The sequence below is a fragment of the Pseudomonas sp. PS01301 genome (genome assembly GCF_029960215.1).
Classification (GTDB): Bacteria; Pseudomonadota; Gammaproteobacteria; order Pseudomonadales; family Pseudomonadaceae; genus Aquipseudomonas; species Aquipseudomonas coleopterorum.
Genome location: NZ_JASCPM010000016.1, coordinates 63,272 through 81,818 on the forward strand (window position 1 = coordinate 63,272; position 18,547 = coordinate 81,818).

Annotated in this window: 18 protein-coding genes; 4 read left to right on the forward strand and 14 right to left on the reverse strand. The window is 63.5% G+C overall.

Features of this window, described 5'->3' with window-relative positions; translation table 11 throughout:
* Nucleotides 1–8: 8 nt before the first annotated feature.
* On the reverse strand, nucleotides 9–899 hold the full coding sequence (locus QMX89_RS10985) for an acyltransferase (protein ID WP_282348153.1): 891 nt from the start codon (nucleotides 897–899) through the stop codon (nucleotides 9–11).
* Between the two features lie 172 nt (nucleotides 900–1,071).
* Between QMX89_RS10985 and QMX89_RS10990 the strand changes: the two genes are divergently transcribed.
* The 3 genes from QMX89_RS10990 to QMX89_RS11000 all read left to right on the forward strand — a co-directional run bounded on the left by QMX89_RS10990 (nucleotide 1,072) and on the right by QMX89_RS11000 (nucleotide 2,367).
* Nucleotides 1,072–1,575, forward strand: a complete 504-nt coding sequence (locus QMX89_RS10990; RefSeq protein WP_056844418.1) for an ATP-dependent zinc protease — start codon at nucleotides 1,072–1,074, stop codon at nucleotides 1,573–1,575.
* 127 nt (nucleotides 1,576–1,702) lie between these two features.
* A complete protein-coding gene (vapB, locus tag QMX89_RS10995) occupies nucleotides 1,703–1,966 on the forward strand; it encodes a type II toxin-antitoxin system VapB family antitoxin (RefSeq protein ID WP_049861782.1) in 264 nt (87 codons plus the stop codon).
* Complete coding sequence (locus QMX89_RS11000; protein WP_122743977.1) at nucleotides 1,963–2,367, forward strand: type II toxin-antitoxin system VapC family toxin; 405 nt, start codon at nucleotides 1,963–1,965, stop codon at nucleotides 2,365–2,367. Before vapB ends, QMX89_RS11000 begins: the two co-directional genes overlap by 4 nt.
* A gap of 13 nt (nucleotides 2,368–2,380) precedes the next feature.
* Here QMX89_RS11000 and QMX89_RS11005 read toward each other — a convergent pair whose 3' ends face one another.
* The 6 genes from QMX89_RS11005 to QMX89_RS11030 form a co-directional block, all read right to left on the reverse strand.
* Nucleotides 2,381–3,004 (reverse strand): glutathione S-transferase, encoded by a 624-nt coding sequence (locus QMX89_RS11005; protein WP_192000743.1) that lies wholly within the window; start codon nucleotides 3,002–3,004, stop codon nucleotides 2,381–2,383.
* A gap of 151 nt (nucleotides 3,005–3,155) precedes the next feature.
* Entirely contained in the window at nucleotides 3,156–3,563 is a 408-nt protein-coding gene (locus QMX89_RS11010; RefSeq protein ID WP_349012434.1) for a hypothetical protein, read from the reverse strand.
* 489 nt (nucleotides 3,564–4,052) lie between these two features.
* On the reverse strand, nucleotides 4,053–4,235 hold the full coding sequence (locus QMX89_RS11015) for a hypothetical protein (protein ID WP_056844412.1): 183 nt from the start codon (nucleotides 4,233–4,235) through the stop codon (nucleotides 4,053–4,055).
* Nucleotides 4,232–5,356 carry a PepSY-associated TM helix domain-containing protein gene (locus QMX89_RS11020; RefSeq protein ID WP_282348156.1) on the reverse strand — a complete coding sequence of 375 codons (1,125 nt, stop codon included), beginning with the start codon at nucleotides 5,354–5,356 and terminating at the stop codon, nucleotides 4,232–4,234. Before QMX89_RS11020 ends, QMX89_RS11015 begins: the two co-directional genes overlap by 4 nt.
* 184 nt (nucleotides 5,357–5,540) lie before the next feature.
* Nucleotides 5,541–6,251 (reverse strand): 3'-5' exonuclease, encoded by a 711-nt coding sequence (locus QMX89_RS11025; protein WP_282348157.1) that lies wholly within the window; start codon nucleotides 6,249–6,251, stop codon nucleotides 5,541–5,543.
* Nucleotides 6,248–8,185: a putative nucleotidyltransferase substrate binding domain-containing protein gene (locus QMX89_RS11030; RefSeq protein ID WP_282348159.1), complete on the reverse strand. Its 1,938-nt coding sequence runs from the start codon at nucleotides 8,183–8,185 to the stop codon at nucleotides 6,248–6,250. The genes QMX89_RS11025 and QMX89_RS11030 overlap by 4 nt, the downstream gene beginning before the upstream one ends.
* A 168-nt stretch (nucleotides 8,186–8,353) precedes the next feature.
* Between QMX89_RS11030 and QMX89_RS11035 the strand changes: the two genes are divergently transcribed.
* On the forward strand, nucleotides 8,354–8,830 hold the full coding sequence (locus QMX89_RS11035; RefSeq protein ID WP_049862102.1) for a response regulator: 477 nt from the start codon (nucleotides 8,354–8,356) through the stop codon (nucleotides 8,828–8,830).
* Between the two features lie 192 nt (nucleotides 8,831–9,022).
* On the opposite strand, the gene rarD is transcribed toward QMX89_RS11035, so the two are convergent.
* The 7 genes from rarD to QMX89_RS11070 all read right to left on the reverse strand — a co-directional run bounded on the left by rarD (nucleotide 9,023) and on the right by QMX89_RS11070 (nucleotide 18,503).
* Nucleotides 9,023–9,910, reverse strand: a complete 888-nt coding sequence (rarD, locus tag QMX89_RS11040) for an EamA family transporter RarD (RefSeq protein WP_049862092.1) — start codon at nucleotides 9,908–9,910, stop codon at nucleotides 9,023–9,025.
* 89 nt (nucleotides 9,911–9,999) lie between these two features.
* The gene (locus QMX89_RS11045) at nucleotides 10,000–10,974 is read right to left on the reverse strand and encodes a serine/threonine protein kinase (protein WP_282348162.1); all 975 of its coding nucleotides are present in this window, start codon (nucleotides 10,972–10,974) and stop codon (nucleotides 10,000–10,002) included.
* Between the two features lie 76 nt (nucleotides 10,975–11,050).
* Complete coding sequence (locus QMX89_RS11050; protein WP_049862090.1) at nucleotides 11,051–12,952, reverse strand: PhoX family phosphatase; 1,902 nt, start codon at nucleotides 12,950–12,952, stop codon at nucleotides 11,051–11,053.
* Nucleotides 12,953–13,037: 85 nt separating this feature from the next.
* A complete protein-coding gene (locus QMX89_RS11055; RefSeq protein ID WP_282348164.1) occupies nucleotides 13,038–13,961 on the reverse strand; it encodes an aliphatic sulfonate ABC transporter substrate-binding protein in 924 nt (307 codons plus the stop codon).
* 12 nt (nucleotides 13,962–13,973) lie between these two features.
* Nucleotides 13,974–15,011 (reverse strand): L-glyceraldehyde 3-phosphate reductase, encoded by a 1,038-nt coding sequence (gene mgrA / locus QMX89_RS11060; protein WP_282348165.1) that lies wholly within the window; start codon nucleotides 15,009–15,011, stop codon nucleotides 13,974–13,976.
* Nucleotides 15,012–15,049: 38 nt separating this feature from the next.
* The gene (locus QMX89_RS11065; RefSeq protein WP_282348166.1) at nucleotides 15,050–16,366 is read right to left on the reverse strand and encodes an LLM class flavin-dependent oxidoreductase; all 1,317 of its coding nucleotides are present in this window, start codon (nucleotides 16,364–16,366) and stop codon (nucleotides 15,050–15,052) included.
* A 1-nt stretch (nucleotide 16,367) separates the two neighbouring features.
* Complete coding sequence (locus tag QMX89_RS11070) at nucleotides 16,368–18,503, reverse strand: TonB-dependent receptor (protein ID WP_282348182.1); 2,136 nt, start codon at nucleotides 18,501–18,503, stop codon at nucleotides 16,368–16,370.
* Nucleotides 18,504–18,547: the final 44 nt, after the last annotated feature.

Consider the following 18,547-nt stretch of genomic DNA (forward strand, 5'->3'; position numbering starts at 1 on the left):
GCGCTGGATCAGCGATTGAGTTCGGCGCGCAAGGCGTCGATGCGCCGATCCTTTTCGGTCCAGAGCTGGTTGACCCAGTTCTGGACGGTCAAGCGGAAGTCCGGATCATTTTCGTAGTCGCCATCGATCAGCTCCGCGTCGATGGCGCGCGACTGGATCTCCACGATCACCCTCGGCACATCACCACACAGCAGGTTCCAGAATCCCGGAATGGCCGTGCCCGGATACACCACCGTCACGTCCAGCAGACGGTCGAGTTGTGGCCCCATGGCCGCCAGCACGAACGCCACGCCACCGGCCTTGGGCTTGAGCAGGTAGTTGAACGGTGACGCCTGTTCATCGCGCTTGGCCGGGCTGAAGCGCGTACCTTCCAGGTAGTTCACCACCGTCACCGGCTGGCGCTTGTACAGCTCGCATGCGGCCCGAGTGATCTCCAGATCCTTGCCCTTGAGTTGCGGATGCCTGGCCAGAAACGCCTTGCTGTAGCGCTTCATGAAGGGGTAATCCAGCGCCCACCAGGCCAGGCCCAGCAGCGGGACCCAGATCAGTTCCTTCTTGAGGAAAAACTTGAAGAACGGTGCCCGCCGGTTCAGCGCTTGAATCAGTGCCGGAATGTCGACCCACGACTGGTGGTTGCTCACGACCAGATAGGACGTGTCCTGGCGCAGGTCCGCCGCGCCCCGTATGTCCCACTGGGTCGGCACGCACAAAGCGAAGATGAGTTTGTCGATCTCGGCCCAGGTTTCAGCGATCCACACCACGGCTGCCGATGCCCAATCACGATAACGCATGGGCAGCACCAGCTTGATCAGGGCGAACACCAGCAGGGGTCCGATGAACACCAGGGTGTTGAGCAACAGCAGCAGGGCAGTCATACAGCCGGTGAGCAGGCGACGCATAGAACGACTCGGGGGGTATTCACGGCCGGCAATCATAAGCACAAGCGAGTGCCGAGCCAATTCCGGCACGCGGTTTCGTCAACAAATGTTTCACTTTTCATTGGGTATGCTGAGCCCATACCGTTTGCAGCACCGATCGCCTTCACCGGCCCTGGCTCAAGGAAAAGCTTCAGTGAAATCCGTTCTCGCATTGCTGTCCGTATTGGCGCTGCCGGTCATGGCCGCCGAACCCACGCTGTATGGTCGCTTTGAATACATCAAACTGCCGGAAATCGGTGGTCAGGTGTTCAAGGCCAAGATGGACACCGGCGCATTGACCGCCTCACTGTCGGCCAAGGACATCCAGACCTTCACCCGCGACGGCGACGATTGGGTACGTTTCCGCCTGGCCACCAAGGACGCCGACAACAAGGTGTACGAGCACAAGATCTCGCGTATCAGCAAGATCAAGAACCGCGCCGAGGAAGACGACGACGGCGAGGGCGCCGAAGTCTCGCAGCGCCCCGTGGTGGACCTGGAACTGTGCCTGGGCGACGTCAAGCGCACCATCGAGGTCAACCTGGTCGACCGCAGCAAGTTCAACTACCCCCTGTTGATCGGAGCCAAAGGCCTGCGCGAGTTCAAGGCCGCGGTCAACCCCGCCCGCCGTTTCGTCGCCGACAAGCCGGACTGCTGATTCTGCGCGTGGCAGGCCGACATGCAGTCGTCCCGATAGGGGTGCCTACAAGGTAAGCAACAATCTCCCGTTTTCCATGCTCAAATGCGGGTATATATTATGATGTATACCCGCATTGGAGATGGACATGTCACAGACAGCAAAAGTCTTCGTTAACGGCCGAAGCCAAGCTGTGCGCTTGCCTGCCGCCTTCCGATTCGATACCGATGAAGTCTTCATACGGCGCGATCCCGAGACCGGCGATGTGATTTTGTCCAGAAAGCCCGACTCATGGGATGAGTTTCTGGCACTTGTCGCTCAAGGCGGCGTTCCAGACGATTTCCTGAGCGCCGACGATCGCACGCAGATGGCTCGCGGAAACCGCGATCCACTCGACGGTATTCCCGAATGAAGCAACTGATGCTGGACACCAATACCGTTAGCCACCTGCTCAAGGGGCATCCGGGTGTCATCAAGAACCTGAGCGCTGTGCCCATGACATCGGTGTGCATCTCCTCCATCACCGAGGCAGAATTGCTTTATGGCCTGGCCAAGCGGCCGTCTGCGCAGCGGTTGGCGGGGATTGTGACCGCGTTCCTGAAAACCATCGATATTCTTCCGTGGGGCAGCCAGGCAGCCCAGGCCTATGGTTCGAGCCGAGCCACGGGCGAGAGTCGTGGGCACTGTCTGGGCGCATTGGACGGCCTTATCGCCGCCCATAGCCTTTCGCTCGGGATGACACTGGTCACCAGTGACAAGGCGTTTCGCTTGGTCGAGGGGCTTGAGGTACAGGACTGGTGCGAGGTTGCGTAAGCACTCCCCCGTGTCAGGCCGACGGCATAGTCGAGCGTAGCGACTCGCGCTGACTCACCTCGGCAAACCAGCCGGCCAACCCCGGATAACGCTGCCGCCACGCTGACTCTGGCATGCGAAAATCCACATACCCCAGCGCACAGGCCACGCCGATTGCCGCGATATCGAACGCTGCGCTCAACTCCGCGACCGCCGTGGCCTCCAGATACGCCAGTCCCCGTTCGATCTTCTCGGCCTGATTATCCAGCCACAATGGCCAGTGCAGCTCAGGCGGCCGCAGGGCCTTCTCGTAGCGAATCAGCACGGCCGCGTCGAGCATCGCATCCGCCAGTGACGCCACCGTCAACCGCCGCCAGCGCGACGCGCCTTCCCGAGGGATCAGCGGGTTGCCCACATGCTGGTGATCCAGATACTCCAGGATCACCCGGCTGTCATGCAGCGTAGTGCCGTCTTCGAGCACCAACGCCGGAATCTTCCCGGCCGGGTTGTCCTGGTTCACTGACGCATCCGGACTGACAGGGCTCAACGCCACCGTCTTCAGAGCGACCCGCTCCAACTGACCGGTCTCATGCAGCAGCACCATGACCTTGCGAGCAAAGGGAGAGGCGGGGTTGTGATAGAGCGTCATGGCGGGCATGAGGTGTTCTCCTTGGATAAGGAGTTACCCTGTATCAGCTTGAAGATGGGGTCAAGCCGTCCCAACTTGATTGTGATCCAACGCTCTCGGACCTTAAGTGCTTTGGCCAGGAATGCAGGCGCGTAGCTCGAGTTATGCATAGGGCTGACGCTCAGCGTTCTGCCATTTCCGCTATGCCGTTGAGCAGACCCGCCTCTCTTCTCAACAGATGCCATGGCCCATCGGCAACGATCCTGCCCTGCTGGATAACCAGAACTCGATCGAAACGCGCCAATGCGTCGATATCGTGAGTGACGCAGATCAACCCTTTTCCTTTGAATGCATCCCTCAAGGTGTCCCACGTTGCCATGGCCAGCTCTTGATCGAGCGAAGCGGTTGGCTCGTCGAAGAGATTGAAGCGTCCAGGCCTGTTGAGCAGCCGAAGCAGGCTGAGTCGCTTGGCCTGTCCGCCGGAGAGATTGGACGCGGTATCGTTGAGATTCAACTGGCTGAGAAGTGCCTCCAATGACAACTTCCGCGCTTGCTCCAGCACTTCAGGTCCAGCGGCATGGCCATACATCACGCCCGATTCCAGATCGCCCGGCAGGAATACCGGACTTTGCGGGCAGTAGCGCAGGGCGCGCAGCTGTGAGGCGCCGCGGATCCGCTGAACGCCGATGGCATTGATACCAAGTGCAGATAAATATCACCGAGTTGAGTCATACACAACGTTTACGCACAGCCCTACGTCCCGAAAAGCTGTAGGATTTTTAACAGCGGAATATCGGGCGAATTAGCTGCAAAGTAGGACGCAATCTTCAGTTGTTCAAAGCAGAGCGGTTTATCCTGTAGGACTCGACAGCGTCGGGTGAGCGGATTTTTTGTGGGAGCGGGCTCTGCCCGCGAAGAGGCCGATGTTCGCAATACACATCATCAGGCCATACGTCGAATGCACGAAGCGGTCGCCTTCGCGAGGTATCCCAATGATAACTGCGCAAGCTGCTCCACCGATTGCATCCTGATCCTGGATTACCTAAGCGCAGATGACCCCACCGGTGCAAGGCCCAGCTCAGCCCCTCCTGACCAACCCCCACCCCCCCAGCACCGCTGGAATCCCCAACCCCACCCACGCCAGGGCATCCCACCAGCCATCTCCCAGCAGGGCTGCGAACAATCCGGCCGCGCCGATCAGTCCGATCGCCAGCGGAATGCCGAACACCGGCCAGAACGTCGACTTCTTCCGTTTCGTCACGCCGCGGCCTCCACGCCAGCGGCCTTGGCGGCGCGGCGGCGGACCCACCACAGGTACACGCCACTGCTCAGCACGATAATGGTCAGCACATCCAGCGCTGCCCACAGAATCTGCATCGGCATGCCGCCGTAGTCGCCGAAGTGCAGCGGCTGCGACAGGCCCATGGCGTCCATGTACCAGGGCCGTTCGACCACTGCCGTGACGTCCAGGGTGGTGGCGTCGATCAGCACCGGCGTCAGCAAATGCGAAGTCAGGTGGGTGCCGCCCTTCATGAATACCGCGTAGTGGTGTTCGCTTGAAAAGCGCGTCCCGGGAAAGGCGATGAAGTCGGGTGTCATGCCCGGCGCGGCGCCGTGGGCGATGTCCAGCAGGCGGGTGGCAGGCGCCCGTTGCGTGAGCGGTGGTGCGTCGCGGTAGGGTTCGATCAGGGCCGTGAGGCTTTCCGCCCGCCAGGCACTGATCAGCAGGTCGGCGCAGGCGCTGATCACGCCCGTCACTCCCACCACCAAGGCCCAGGTCAGGGTGACCACGCCGATCAGGTTGTGCAGGTCGAGCCAGCGGGTACGGGTGGACTTCTGATTGCGCACGGTGCCGAACGAGAGTTTGCGCATGAACGGCGAATACAGCACCACCCCGGAAACGATGGCCAGCACGAACAGCAGGCCCATGAACGCCAGCAACAACTTGCCGGGCAGCCCGGCATACATGTCCACATGCAAACGCAGCATGACCATCATGAAGCCGCCGTTGGCCGAAGGCATTTCCATGGCCTCGCCGGTGCGGTTGTCGAGCATGAAGGTGTGGGACAGGTTGGGCTCGGTGTCGGCTGTGGCGGCGGTGATGGCGAACACGCCATGAGGGTCGTCTTCGTCCCAGCCGAAATACTGCACCACCTCGCCCGGACGGTGGGCCTGAGCGGCCTGAACCAGTTGCTGCAGGTCCAGCTGCGGCGTGTTGGCCGGCATGTCGCGGAACTGTGGCTCGTCGCCCAGCAGGTGTTCGATCTCGTGATGGAACACCAGGGGCAAGCCGGTGATAGCCAGCATCAACAGGAACAGGGTGCAGATCAGGCTGGTCCAGGTGTGGATGAAGGACCAGCGGCGGATGGTGGTGCTTTTCATTTCAGGGCCTGCAAAAAGAACCCAGCCGTCCGCGCAGGGCTGGCTGGGTCATGGAGCATCAGGTGTCAGGGCGTTACGACCTGTAGTCGCACCAGTATACGTACAGGCAGCGGGAAAAAGGCCAGTGGCCAGCGCAATCGAGGCGTGTCGGCAGCGTTCATGTGCATACGCAGTTTCGCGCCGGTCAGAACGCCTGAGTCTGCTGGCGCCGCCGCCACTGAGCCACTTTCTCGGCCAAGGCGCTGGGGCTGTCCAGGCCCTGGCGGCGGGCACGGCTGAACAGCAGCATGGCCAACTCCGCCGTGACCAGCGCATCGGCACTGGCATGATGGCGCTCACCGACCTGCAGGCCGAACTGCGCGGTCCAGTCATCCAACCCGGCTTCGCGCAGGGCCGCATCCGGGCACAGCATCGGCGCCAGGGCGGCGACGTCCAGGAACGGGTGCTGCAAGCGGTAGCCCAGACTTTGCTTGAGCGCGCGCGTGAGCATGTGCTCATCGAAGGGCGCGTGAAAGGCCAGCAGCGGGCTGTCACCTATGAAGGCCATGAAGTCCAGCAAGGCCTCGGCCGGGTCGTCCCCGGCGGCAATCGCGTCGGGGCCCAGGCCATGGATCAAGACACTGGCACCCAGACGCGGTTGCTCGCGCAGCAACGTGCGTTCGAACTGCCGGGAGAAATCCACCGCGCCATCTTCGATGACCACCGCGCCGATCGACAGCACCTGATCCTTGTTCAGGTTCAAGCCGCTGGTTTCCAGGTCCAGCACCACCCAGCGCTGCTCGCGCAGGCTGCAGGTTTGCCAGGGCTGAGCCGTGGGCAGTGCTGCCACACGTTGCTGCAAAGTGGCGTCCAGCACGCAGGCAGGCTTGGCCCGTAGCCAGTCGAACAGGCTCACAGCTGGTACCTCAGGCTCAGACTGGCCTGCAGACGCTGGGCCTGGCGCAGCGATTCACGCAGGATGCGCCGGTCCAGGTGGTTGAGCTCGGCCGGGTCGACGCGATTGGAATAGGGCAGGTGCTGCCGGGCCTGGGCTTGATGCTGCTGCATGCGCGTCTGCTGGATGAAATGGTAGGCCTCTTCATAGGCGGCACCGTCCTGTGCGTCGATGACTTCTTTCGCGACCAACTGGCGCAGGCGCTCCAGGGTGTTCCCGGTGTCGATGCCGTTGGCCAGGGCCAGCAGGCGCGCGCCGTCGACGAAGGGCGTCAGGCCTTGCACCTTGAGGTCCAGGGTGGGCGCCTTGTCGCTGCCCTGGCGGGTCAGTACGAAGTCGCGAAAGCGCCCGACCGGAGGCCGCTGGCGCAAGGCGTTCTGCGCCAGCATGCGCTGGAACAGGCTGTTGTCCGCGACCTGTTCCAGCACGCTGCGGCGCAGTTGTGCACAGGCCGAGTCATCGCCCCATACCGTGCGCAGGTCGAAATAGATGCTCGAATTGAGCAGGTTTTCCGGGCTCGCCTCGCGGATGAAACCGGCGAAGCGCCGCGCCCATTCCAGGCGCGACAGACACAGCTCGGGATTGCTCGCCATGACGTTGCCCGTGCACAGACTGAAGCCGCACTGCGCCAGCGCCAGGTTGATCTGATGCGCCAGCGGCAGCAGCTTGCCGCGGATCTCGGCAGCGTGGGCAGCGTCACGGGCTTCGAAGACGATACCGTTGTCCTGATCGGTATGCAGGGTCTGCTCGCGGCGGCCTTCACTGCCGAAACACAGCCAACTGAAGGGCACACCCGGATCACCGCGTTCCTGCAGCACCAGTTCGATCACCCGGCAGACAGTGTGATCGTTGAGCAAGGTGATCAGCTGGGTAATCTGCGTCGACGAGGCGCCATGGGCCAGCATGCGCTCGACCAGAGCGCTGATTTCCCCGCGCAGAGCGACCAGCTGTTCCAGCCGCGAAGCATGGCGGATGGTCCGAGCCAGGTGCACCAGATCCACCCGCTGCAGGGAAAACAGATCGCGCTCGGACACTACGCCGCACAGGCGCCGGTCCTTGACCAGGCAGACGTGGGCAATGTGCCGTTCGGTCATGGCCACGGCGGCATCGAAGGCACTGGCTTCCGGGCTGAGGTGGAAGGGCCGGGGAATCATGTACCGCTCGATGGCTGCGCCGAAATCGGTGGCTGCATCGGCCACGGCCTGACGCAGATCGCGCAGGGTGAAGATGCCTTGGGGGGCTTTCAGGTCGTCGACGATGACGATGCTGCCCACTTGCTGTTCGTGCATCAGGCGTACGGCATCGCGCAGCGGCAGCGAAGCGGCGCAGGTTACGGGATGACGCATGGCGAGGTCGCCCAGCCGGGTGTTCAGCGAGTACTGCGTACCCAGGGTTTCGACGGCCTGGCGCTGCACCTGCTGGTTGACCTGGTCGAGCAGGCTGCTCACCCCGCGCAGGGCGAAATCACGGAACACCGTGGACAGCGCGAACAGCTTGATGAAGGCCGGTTTGTTCAATTGCAGACAGAAGGTGTCCTCTGCCGCCAGATGCTCGGTGCGCGTGGCGCGCTCGCCCAGCAGCGCAGCGAGCGGGAAGCACTCGCCCGCGGTGATCTCGAACGTGGTTTCGGTCCCGCGACGTGCACTGTGCGGCCGTTCGCCCACCACCTGACCCTGCTTGACGATGTAGAAGTGCTCGACAGCGCCGTCGGCCGGTTTGATGATGCTTTCACCGCTGGCATAGAAGCGCAGTTGGCACTGTTCGACCAGATAGGCCAGATGGGCGTTTTCCATCTGGTTGAACGGTGGGAAGCGTTGCAGGAACTGCACGGTGCCGTGAATGTTCTGCAGCACTGCGGTCTTGCCCGCCTGGGTGAAGGCGTCGGTTTTGCTCATGGCCGTTACCGCCCGATAAGTCGAATCGGAAATTGTCGTTATTGAGAATTTGGCTTTATTGTTTGGCCATGGTCGACTGCATGAGCGAACGTGCCCATTGGACGTAAGTCTAAAAGGTGGAACGGCAGTCAAAAGGCCGATGGATAGGTAATGGATGACGGGAAACGTATGTCCGATCACGAATCATTGTTGAGTGATGCCGAGCGTGAAGCGCTCAGCGAGTTGGGCCAGGTTCAGGATACACCGCCCCAGCTGGCGCTGGTGGTCGATGACGATCGCGACACGCGGGACGTGCTCGCGCAGATTCTGCAGGCGCACGGCATCCCCTGTGTGCAGGCCGAAAGCGCCATGGGCGCGATGGGCCAACTGCGCGCCAACCTTCGCATCGGGTTGCTGATCACCGACCTGCGCATGGGCCCCGAGTCGGGCCTGGATCTCATTCGTGAAGTGCGTGAGTCGGAGCGCGCGGCCTTGCCGATCATCATCATTTCCGGCGATGCCAGCGTGAAGGATGCGATCGCGGCAATGCACTTCAGCGTGGTGGATTTCCTGCTCAAACCGATCGACATGAACACGTTGGTCAAACTGGCGCGTGAAGAACTGGGACTGGATGGGGCGCCTCGAGGTTATCCACGTTTATCCTGAGCGTGGCTGTGGATAACCTGTGTCGATAGCCCTGGAGCCCACAGCCTGCAACGGTTTGCGAACCTTGATCAAAAAACGGACAGTTGTGCCGGGCTTGTGCACAATCCAGGTGGATCAGCCTGTGGATAACCTAGGCGTAACTCGCTGCAGGTCTTGTATGGCCTGGCCTGCAGCCATGTGAGTGTTTTTTGATCAGCTGCGCTGGCGCCGATTCCACCAGATATCCACACTGTAGATAAGCAACCCCGCCCAGATGAAGATGAACGTCACCAGCGTTGCCGGCGCCAGGTGTTCGCCAAACACTTGAACGGCCAGCAGCAGCACCAGGGTGGGCGCGATGTATTGCAGGAAACCCAGTGTGGTGTAGGGCAGGTGGCGCGCGGCTGCGTTGAAGCACAGCAGCGGCACCAGGGTGATCGGGCCCGCGGCCATCAACCAGAGGGCCTCGCTGGTGGTCCAGAACGCCGGCTGGACGCTGGCGGCATCGCCATGCCAGAGCAGCCAGCCCGCAGCCAGCGGCACCAGCAGCCAGGTTTCGATGACCAGCCCCGGTAACGCTGCCACCGGCGCGCGCTTGCGAATCAGGCCGTAGAAACCGAAGGTCAGGGCCAGCGCCAGGGACACCCACGGCAGACTGCCCACTTGCCACACCTGCTGCGCCACGCCGATTGCCGCCAGCGCCACCGCGACCCACTGCAGCGGACGCAGCCGCTCACGCAGGATCAGCAACCCGAGCACGACGTTGAGCAGTGGATTGATGTAGTAGCCCAGGCTGGCCTCGAGCACTCGGTCGTGGGTCACTGCCCAGACATAGACCAGCCAGTTGGCGGCGATCAGGCAACCGCTGCCGACCAGTATCGCCAGGCGCATGGGGTTGTCGCGCAGTTCGCGCAGCCAGCCGGGATGCTTCCACACCAGCAGCAGCAACGAGCCGAGCAGCGCCGACCAGAGTACCCGCTGGGCAATGATCTCCACGGCCGGGTAGTGCGAGAGGGTCTTGAAGTAGAGGGGGATGAACCCCCAGCAGATGTAGGCGCTCAGGCCCAGGATGTATCCCCGGCGGGGATTGGCGACTTGCATGGAGCTCCCTGCTTGCATGGTTTTGTTATTGAGCGGTGGTCGGCAACTTTACACATCGGGCCGTGAGACACAACGCCTCGCGTGTGTGCTCAAAACAGTTTCAGTGGCTCTTCGTTGAGCGCCGCCAGTTGTTCGCGCAACGCCAGCACCTGGTCGCCCCAGTACCGCTCGCTGCCGAACCAGGGGAAGCTGCGCGGGAAGGCCGGGTCTTCCCAGCGGCGTGCCAGCCAGGCGCTGTAGTGCATCAGGCGCAGCGCGCGCAGCGGTTCGATCAGTGCCAGTTCACGGGGGTTGAAGTCGTGGAACTCGCTGTAGCCGTCCATGAGTTCGGACAGCTGCCCCAGGCATTCCTGGCGATCGCCGGCGAGCATCATCCACAGGTCCTGGACCGCCGGGCCCATACGGCAATCGTCGAGGTCGACGATGTGGAACACGTCGTCGCGGCACATCATGTTGCCGGGGTGGCAGTCACCGTGCATGCGGATGTTCTGGTGTGGCGTGGCCTTGTAGACCTCTTCCACGCGCTTGAACAGGTCGCGGGCCACCGACTCGTAGGCGGGCAGCAGGCTGCGCGGAACATGGTTGCCTTCGAGCAGGGTCTGCAACGAATCGTGGCCGAAGTTCTGCACGCCCAACGCTTCGCGGTGCTCGAACGGGCGCGTGGCACCCACGGCGTGCAGACGACCGAGCAACTGGCCCAGACGATAGAGCTGGTCGAGGTTCCCCGGCTCCGGCGCGCGACCGCCGCGACGAGGAAACAGAGTAAAGCGAAAGCCGGCGTGCTCGAACAGCGTCTGGCCCTCGTGCACCATCGGCGCAACCACCGGCACTTCACAGTCGGCCAGCTCGGCGGTGAAGGCGTGTTCTTCGAGGATGGCCGCATTGGTCCAGCGATCGGGACGGTAGAACTTGGCAATCAGCGGTTGGCCATCTTCGATGCCCACCTGGTAGACGCGGTTCTCGTAGCTGTTGAGCGCCAGCACCCGTGCATCGCTGAGAAAGCCGATGCTTTCCACGGCGTCGAGCACCAGGTCTGGGGTCAGTGTTTCAAAAGGGTGGGCCATGCGAACTCCTGCGCGCGGCAGGCTGCCGCGTCCGGCTCGCCATGGTAGCGCAGACGCGACAGTAGCGGTGGGCATGTTACGCGCCGATCACCCCACCGTCTTCGCGGCTGATGGCGATCACCGAAGAACGTGGCTTGCCGTTGGGCAGGTGTTCGGGGAAGGTCGAACCACCGTTTTCACCTGGATGCTGGATGCCGATGAACAGGGTGCGTTGATCGGGGGCGAAGCTCACGCCGGTGACTTCGCAGCCCACCGGGCCGACCATGAAGCGGCGAATCTCGCCGCTGGCCGGGTCCGCGCAGAGCATCTGGTTGTTGCCCATGCCGGCGAAGTCACCGGCATTGCTGGTGTCGCCATCGGTCTGCACCCAGAGCCGGCCGGCATCGTCGAAGGCCAGGCCATCGGGGCTGTTGAACATGTTCTGCGGGTTGATGTTGGACGAACCACCCTTGGCCTGGCCAGGATGCACACTGGGGTTGCCGGCCACCAGGAACAGGTCCCACTCAAAATCCATGGCACCGTGCTCGTCGCCGCTTTCGCGCCAGCGCAGGATCTGCCCGTAGACGTTCTTCTCGCGCGGGTTGGGGCCGCCGACCGGCTGGCCGTCGTCGCCGCGTTTGATGTTGTTGGTCAGGGTGCAATAGACCTGGCCATCCTTGGGGCTGACCACGATCCACTCGGGGCGGTCCATGCGTGTGGCCTGCATGGCACTGGCGGCGAGCCGTGCGTGAATCAACACTTCGGCCTGGCTGGCGAAGCCCTTGCTGGCGTCCAGACCGTTCTTGCCATGGGTCAGCTCCACCCATTGGCCATGCCCCTTGGGACGATCCGGGTTGCCGTCGCCATTGTCGAAACGGGCGACGTACAACGTGCCGTGGTCGAGCAGGTCACGGTTGGCCTTGGGGTTGTGGTGGTCGATGCGGTCGCGGCTGATGAACTTGTAGATAAACTCGCCACGCTCGTCATCGCCCATGTACACCACCGCGCGACCATCGCGCGTTTCGGCCAGGGCCGCGTTCTCGTGCTTGAAGCGACCCAGCGCGGTGCGCTTGACCGGCATGGCGGTCGGGTCGAACGGGTCCACTTCCACGACCCAGCCGAAGCGGTTGAGTTCGTTGGGATTGCGCGCCATGTCGAAGCGCGGGTCGTGGGGGTGCCAGTTGATTTCCTTGCTCGCCGCGACCACCCCGTAGCGTTTCTGCGCGGGAGTGAACGCCAGGGTAGCGTCGGTGCTGCCGAAGCAGTCGGTGAAGTTTTCTTCGCACGTCAGGTAGGTGCCCCAGGGGGTCTTGCCGTTGGCGCAGTTCTGGAAGGTGCCATGCACCAGTTGCCCGGTGCTGTCGGCCGCAGTCTTGAGCAGGGCATCACCGGCCGCCGGGCCGCTGACGCGGATTGGCGTGTTGCCGTGAACGCGGCGGTTGTATTGCGAGCCCTGGACGAAATGCCAGTGGCCGCCCTTGCGCTGGATCTCGATCACCGACAGGCCTTCGCAGGCCAGGGCCTTGCGTACTTCTTCAGCCGACTGCGGGCTGCCGCCGTGGGCATAGAGGTAGCGGTAGTTGGTGTATTCGTTGTTGATTGCCATCAACGCGCGATTGGCGTCGTTGGGGAAGGGGAACAGACTCATGCCGTCGTTGTTGTCACCGAACTGCACTTCCTGGGCCTCGGCGCTGCCGTTGCCGCTGGGATCGAAGGCCGGGCCACCCGCCTGCAGTGGCTGCCCCCAGCTGATCAGCACGCTGGCCTGATAGCCGGGCGGCAGGCTGATGGTATCGCTGGTGGCCGCGGCAATACCGGTAAAGCCCAGCAATGCGCTGTTGCCGGCGCTGACCGCGTTGGCCATGGCCGTGCGGGTCAGCAGGTTGCCGCCCAGGAACATCGCGGCACCGCACAGGGCGCCAGCGCCGATGAAGCGGCGACGGCTCAGGCCGGTGATCTTTTCCAGGTCGGTGGCTTGGTGTTCTTCTAACAGGCTCATGGTGATCTCCCTTCAGGTCAGCGAGTACCTTAAGGAGGGATTGTGACGAACAGATTGCAGGCCGTGGCTTAATCCTCGCACAGGCTCACTGCGCCACGTGGCCGACATCCAGCGCCTTGGGCAGCAGCTTGTTCTGGTAGAACAGGTCGGCAGTCGCCTGCTGGGTCTGGATCACAGCGTTATCCACAGGCCGCACGGGGGAGGGTGGGCGGTTGTCCACATAACGCTCGACTACTGACTCCGGCAGCCCCATGGACTGGGCCAGCACTGCGATGCTCTGTGCATGCTCGGTGCGGGTCAGTGCCTCCGCGCTGCTGAGTTGGTCCAGCAGGTTGTGGATAAACTCGCCGTTGGCCTGGACATAGGCACGCCGTGCGGTGTAGATCGGCCCGCCCAGACCCAGGCCGCTGCCATCGGCCAACAGCCGCGCATGACCCTGGCTCAGGGCCAGCGACGAGTAGGGTTCCCAGATTGCCCAAGCGTCGACACTGCCTTGTTCGAAGGCCGCCCGAGCGTCGGCCGGGCTCAGGTACACCGGCTGAATGTCCCGATAGCTCAGGCCAGCCTTGTTCAGCGCCCGCAGGATCAGGTTGTGCGAACTGGAGCCTTTCTGAAAGGCGACCTTCTTGCCTTTGAGGTCGGCGACCTGAGCGAACGTACTGGTGTCCTTGACCAGCAAGGTCTCGGCCTGGGGCTTGGCCGGCTCGGCACCGATGTACACAAGGTCCGCGCCCGCTGCCTGCGCGAACAGCGGCGGGATATCGCCCGTTGCCGCCACATCCAGACTGCCGATGTTCAAGGCCTCGAGCATCTGCGGGCCTGCGGGAAATTCGATCCACTGGACCTGGGTCTGCCCGAAGCGTTTTTCCAGCAGGCCATGCTGCTTGGCCAGGACCAGGGCAATCGAGCCCTTCTGATAGCCGATGCGCAGCGCCGCCGGATCGGCCAGAGCGGCGCCGGCCAGGCCCAGCAAGGCCAGCACGGCGCCCACGCGAGCGAGTGTCTTCATGTGATCGATCCCTTATTGCGCAGTCGAGGGTTTTTCCCAGAGGTTGATGCCGCCTTCCACCGCATGGCGGTCGATCTCGGCCAGTTCCTCGGCGCTGAAGCTGAGGTTGTCCAGTGCGCCGACGTTTTCGATGATCTGCTCGGGGCGGCTGGCGCCGATCAGGGCGCTGGTCACGCGGCTGTCGCGCAGGGTCCAGGCCAGGGCCAATTGCGCCAGGCTCTGGCCGCGGCGGCGGGCAATTTCGTTGAGCGCGCGAACGTGGGTCAGGTTGGCCTCGCTCAAATGCCCAGGGAGCAACGAGCCGCCGCCGGGACGGTTGACCCGCGCATCGGCCGGCACGCCTTGCAGGTACTTGTCGGTGAGCAGCCCTTGCGCCAGCGGCGTGAAGGCAATGACACCGGCCCCCAGTTCGTCGGTGACCTGCAGCAGGTCGTTCTCCACCCAGCGGTTGAGCAGGTTGTAGGCAGGCTGGTGGATCAGCAGCGGCACCTTCCACTCCTTGAGCAGGGCGGCGATCTCACGGGTCTTGACCCCAGAGTACGAGGAAATGCCGATGTACAGCGCCTTGCCCTGCTGCACCGCCGTGGCCAGGGCGCTGGCGGTTTCTTCCAGCGGCGTGTCGGGGTCGAAGCGGTGCGAGTAGAAGATATCCACATAGTCCAGGCCCAGCCGTTGCAGGCTCTGGTCCAGGCTGGCCAGGATGTACTTGCGCGAGCCGCCGCCCTGGCCGTACGGGCCGGGCCACATGTCCCAACCGGCTTTGCTGGAGATGATCAGCTCGTCACGGTAGTGCTTGAAGTCCTCGCGCAGCAGACGGCCGAAATTGATCTCGGCACTGCCATAGGGCGGGCCGTAGTTATTGGCCAGGTCGAAGTGGTTCATGCCCAGATCGAAGGCGGTGCGCAACAGGCTGCGCTGGGTGTCGATCGGGGTGCTGTCGCCAAAGTTGTGCCACAACCCCAGGGACAGTGCTGGCAACACCAGGCCACTGCGGCCGACACGGCGGTAGGGCAGGCGCTGGTAGCGATGTTCGGCAGCGATGTAGGTCATGGAAAGCCTCGTTTCAAGGTATGTCGAAGGGCGCCCGATCAGCGCCCGTTGATTTCGGGCAGGCCCAGATGCTCACGCAACGTGGTGCCTGTGTAGTGGGTGCGGAACAGGCCGCGGCGTTGCAGTTCGGGCACCACCTGGCGTGCGAAGTCCTCGAGCCCGCCGGGCAGATGCGGCACCAACACGTTGAAACCATCGGCGGCGCCGTTCTGGAACCATAGCTGCAATTGGTCGGCGATCTGCGCGGGGGTGCCGATCAGGTTGAAATGCCCACGCCCCCCGGCGATTCGGCGACCCAGTTGCGCCAGGTTGAGATGCTCGCGCTCGGCCAGTTCGCTGAGCAGTTGCTGACGGCTGCGCTGGCCGCTGTCGGTCAGGGGCAGCTCGGGCAGCGGTCCGTCCAGCGGGTAGCCGGACAAGTCGAAGTTGCCCAGCATGCGGCCCAGCAGCGCAACCCCGACCTCGGGTTGCACCAGGTCCTGGAATGCTTCGAACTTGGCCTGCGCCAGGGCCTGGGTTTCGCCGACCACGACGAACACCCCAGGCATGATCTTCAGCTCATCGGCGGCACGACCAAACGTGGCCGCGCGGTTCTTGAGGTCGGCGTAGAACGCTTGCGCGGCGGCCAATGAAGGCTGCGCGGTGAAGATCACATCGGCGGTCCGTGCCGCCAGCGCGCGGCCGGCTTCGGACGAACCGGCCTGCACCACCACTGGTCGCCCTTGCGGTGAGCGGGCGACGTTGAGGGGGCCCTTGACCTTGAAGTGCTCGCCGACATGGTTCAGCTCGCGGCGCCCGGCCGGGTCGTAGTATTGGCCGCTGGCCTTGTCGCGCACGAAGGCATCGGCGCTCCAGCTGTCCCAGAGCCCAGTGACCACCTGATGAAACTCTTGCGCCCGGCTGTAGCGCTCGGCGTGGCCGATGTGTTCGTCGCGGCCGAAGTTGCCGGCCTCGGCCGCGGCGTCCGAGGTCACCAGGTTCCAGCCGGCGCGGCCACCGGACAGATGATCCAGCGAGGCGAACTTGCGTGCCACATGATAGGGCTCGTTGTAGCTGGTAGTGACCGTGCTGATCAGGCCGATGCGTTCGGTGACCACGCTCAGTGCCGAAAGCAGGGTTAACGGTTCGAAATGGTCGGAGCGGGCCATCTGGCTGGCGCTGTCGCCGGTGGCTGCTGCCACGCTGTCGGCCAGGAACAGGGTGTCGAAGCAGGCCGCCTCGGCCACCTGCGCCAGGTGCCGATAATGCTGGAAATCGAGCCCGGCATCGGCCGGCACCTGGGGATGGCGCCAGGCAGCCACGTGGTGCCCGGTGGCCATCAGAAACGCACCCAGTTTCATCTGTCTGGCGCTCATGTCAGAAATCCTTGCGCAGTTGCACGCCGAAGTAGCGCTCGTCATCACGGGGCACGGCGCGGTAGATATAGCCGCTGCCACTGGCCAGCATCGGCGAGTAGGACTTGTCGGCCAGGTTCTTGCCCAGCAGCGCGACACGCCAGCCATTGGTGTAGTCGGCCAAGGCGATGCTGGCATTCCAGATGCCATAGGCACCTTGCTTGGTGTCCGGGTTCTGGCTGATGTCGTACTGCACTTCGCTCTGCCAGCTGTAATCGGTCCCCAGCTCCACATCCAGGCCATTGGCCAATGGAATGCTGTAGTCGGCGCGCACGTAGCTCTTCCAGTCGGGGCTGTAGGGCAGGGTCTTGCCGTCGACGTTGCAGGAAGCAGCCGCGCCGGCCGGGCAACTGAACTGATCGATGCGCGCACGGGTGTAGGCCAGTGCGCCGGACAGCTTGAGGTTCTGTGTGGCCTGCAGGGCGTAGTCCAGCTCGACGCCCTCGGTGCTGACGCTGCCGGCGTTGATCAGTCGCGTCACCACCTGGTTGGCCACGGTGTCGAAGAAGTTCGCCTGGTAGTTGTCGTACTCGCTGTGAAAGACCGCCACGTTGGTGGTCAGGCGGTTGTCCCAGGCGCTGGCCTTGATCCCCGCTTCCCATGTGTTGGAAGTTTCCGGCTTGAGCGCGTCGGTGTCGCGCGGCTGCATGTTGAAGAACACGTTGTAGGCGGGGCCTTTGTACCCGCGTGAATAGGTGACATAGGCCATGACGTCTTCACTGAGGTCGTACTGCACGCCCAGTCGTCCGGACCAGCCATCCTCATCCACCGAGCCTGAACTGCGGGTGCCCGGCTGGATGCCGCTGACGGTGGTGGCCGAGGTCGACACGCGACGGTGATCGTATTCCAGGTCGTCGTGGGTCCAGCGCAGGCCGGCGATGCCGCGCAGCCGCGAGGTGAAGTTGAGGGTGGTCTCACCGAAGGCCGAGTAGCTGTCGCTGGTGGTGGTGTAGTCGGCCACGCCGCGCTGGCTGCCGGTCGGTGTCACCAAGGTGCGGCGGTAGGTTTCGTCATCCTTGCCGTGCATGTAGAACAGCCCGCCGACGTACTCCACGAACTCACCCTTGGGCGAGGCCAGGCGGACTTCCTGTGAGTACTGGTCGTAGCTCAGATCGCCCTTGTCTTCCGTGCCGGGGAAAGCGCTGGTGATGGTCGCCAGGCGGTCGCCGTCCTGCCATTGGGTGTTGTCCCAGCCGCGCCAGGCGGTGATCGAGGTCAGGGTGTAGTCGCCCAGGTTCCAGTCCAACTGGGCCGACAGACCCTTGTTGATGTCCTCGACATGGCTGCGGTAGTCGCTGGCGATATCACGGCTGTGGCCGCTGGCCGACACCGGCGCCAGGGCGCCCGCGAACGCGGGAGTGAGTGCCTTGCTGACGACGCCATTGGGTGCGTCGTCGTGACTCTGCATGTAGTCGGCGGCCAAGGTAAGCGTGAGGTCGTCATTGGGGGTGAACTCGAGCTTCCCACGCACACCCTTGCGGTTGTAGCCGTTGACTTCGTGACCATTGGCGCGGTTGTCGACGTTGCCGTCGTAGCCGCCGAACAGCGTGGTCAGCGAGCCCTTGAGGGTGTCGGGGATCAGGCTGCCACCGATGCCGAAGCGGGTGCGGCTTTCGTTGCCGCTGTAGTACGACTGGTCGATGTAGCCGTGGGTCTCTTGGGTGGGCGCCTTGGTCACGATGTTCAACACGCCGGCCGAGGCGTTCTTGCCGAACAGCGTGCCTTGGGGGCCGCGCAGCACTTCGATGCGTTCCAGATCCAACAGGTCCAGGGTGGCCTGGCCGGGGCGCCCGTACACCACGCCATCGATGACCGTGGCCACGGTGGGCTCCACGCCGGGTGAGGTGGAAATGGTGCCCACGCCACGGATGAACAGCGAGGTGTCCTTGTTCGAGGCGCCGGTGCGGAAATTCAGGCTGGGCACCTGTTGCACGATGCTCGCAACGCCGTTGCGGTTGTCCCGTTCCAGTTGCTCGCCGTCGACCACCGACACCGCCACGGGCACTTTCTGCAGCGACTCGGCACGCCGCGTGGCGGTGACCGTGACGGCCTGCAGGCTGACCGACTCTTCATCGCCCTGGGCGGCAAAGGCGGGCATTGCGCCCAAGGCGATGGCCGCAGCGACGGCTTGGGACAATACGG

Excerpts from the sequence above, each read along its gene's own strand:
- QMX89_RS10985 (WP_282348153.1), bottom strand. The coding sequence starts at position 899 with ATGCGTCGCCTGCTCACCGGCTGTATGACTGCCCTGCTGCTGTTGCTC.
- vapB (WP_049861782.1), top strand. The coding sequence starts at position 1,703 with ATGTCACAGACAGCAAAAGTCTTCGTTAACGGCCGAAGCCAAGCTGTG.
- QMX89_RS11000 (WP_122743977.1), top strand. The coding sequence starts at position 1,963 with ATGAAGCAACTGATGCTGGACACCAATACCGTTAGCCACCTGCTCAAG.
- QMX89_RS11005 (WP_192000743.1), bottom strand. The coding sequence starts at position 3,004 with ATGCCCGCCATGACGCTCTATCACAACCCCGCCTCTCCCTTTGCTCGC.
- QMX89_RS11010 (WP_349012434.1), bottom strand. The coding sequence starts at position 3,563 with ATGTATGGCCATGCCGCTGGACCTGAAGTGCTGGAGCAAGCGCGGAAG.
- QMX89_RS11020 (WP_282348156.1), bottom strand. The coding sequence starts at position 5,356 with ATGAAAAGCACCACCATCCGCCGCTGGTCCTTCATCCACACCTGGACC.
- QMX89_RS11030 (WP_282348159.1), bottom strand. The coding sequence starts at position 8,185 with ATGAGCAAAACCGACGCCTTCACCCAGGCGGGCAAGACCGCAGTGCTG.
- QMX89_RS11035 (WP_049862102.1), top strand. The coding sequence starts at position 8,354 with ATGTCCGATCACGAATCATTGTTGAGTGATGCCGAGCGTGAAGCGCTC.
- rarD (WP_049862092.1), bottom strand. The coding sequence starts at position 9,910 with ATGCAAGTCGCCAATCCCCGCCGGGGATACATCCTGGGCCTGAGCGCC.
- QMX89_RS11045 (WP_282348162.1), bottom strand. The coding sequence starts at position 10,974 with ATGGCCCACCCTTTTGAAACACTGACCCCAGACCTGGTGCTCGACGCC.
- QMX89_RS11050 (WP_049862090.1), bottom strand. The coding sequence starts at position 12,952 with ATGAGCCTGTTAGAAGAACACCAAGCCACCGACCTGGAAAAGATCACC.
- QMX89_RS11055 (WP_282348164.1), bottom strand. The coding sequence starts at position 13,961 with ATGAAGACACTCGCTCGCGTGGGCGCCGTGCTGGCCTTGCTGGGCCTG.
- mgrA (WP_282348165.1), bottom strand. The coding sequence starts at position 15,011 with ATGACCTACATCGCTGCCGAACATCGCTACCAGCGCCTGCCCTACCGC.
- QMX89_RS11065 (WP_282348166.1), bottom strand. The coding sequence starts at position 16,366 with ATGAGCGCCAGACAGATGAAACTGGGTGCGTTTCTGATGGCCACCGGG.
- QMX89_RS11070 (WP_282348182.1), bottom strand. The coding sequence starts at position 18,503 with ATGCCCGCCTTTGCCGCCCAGGGCGATGAAGAGTCGGTCAGCCTGCAG.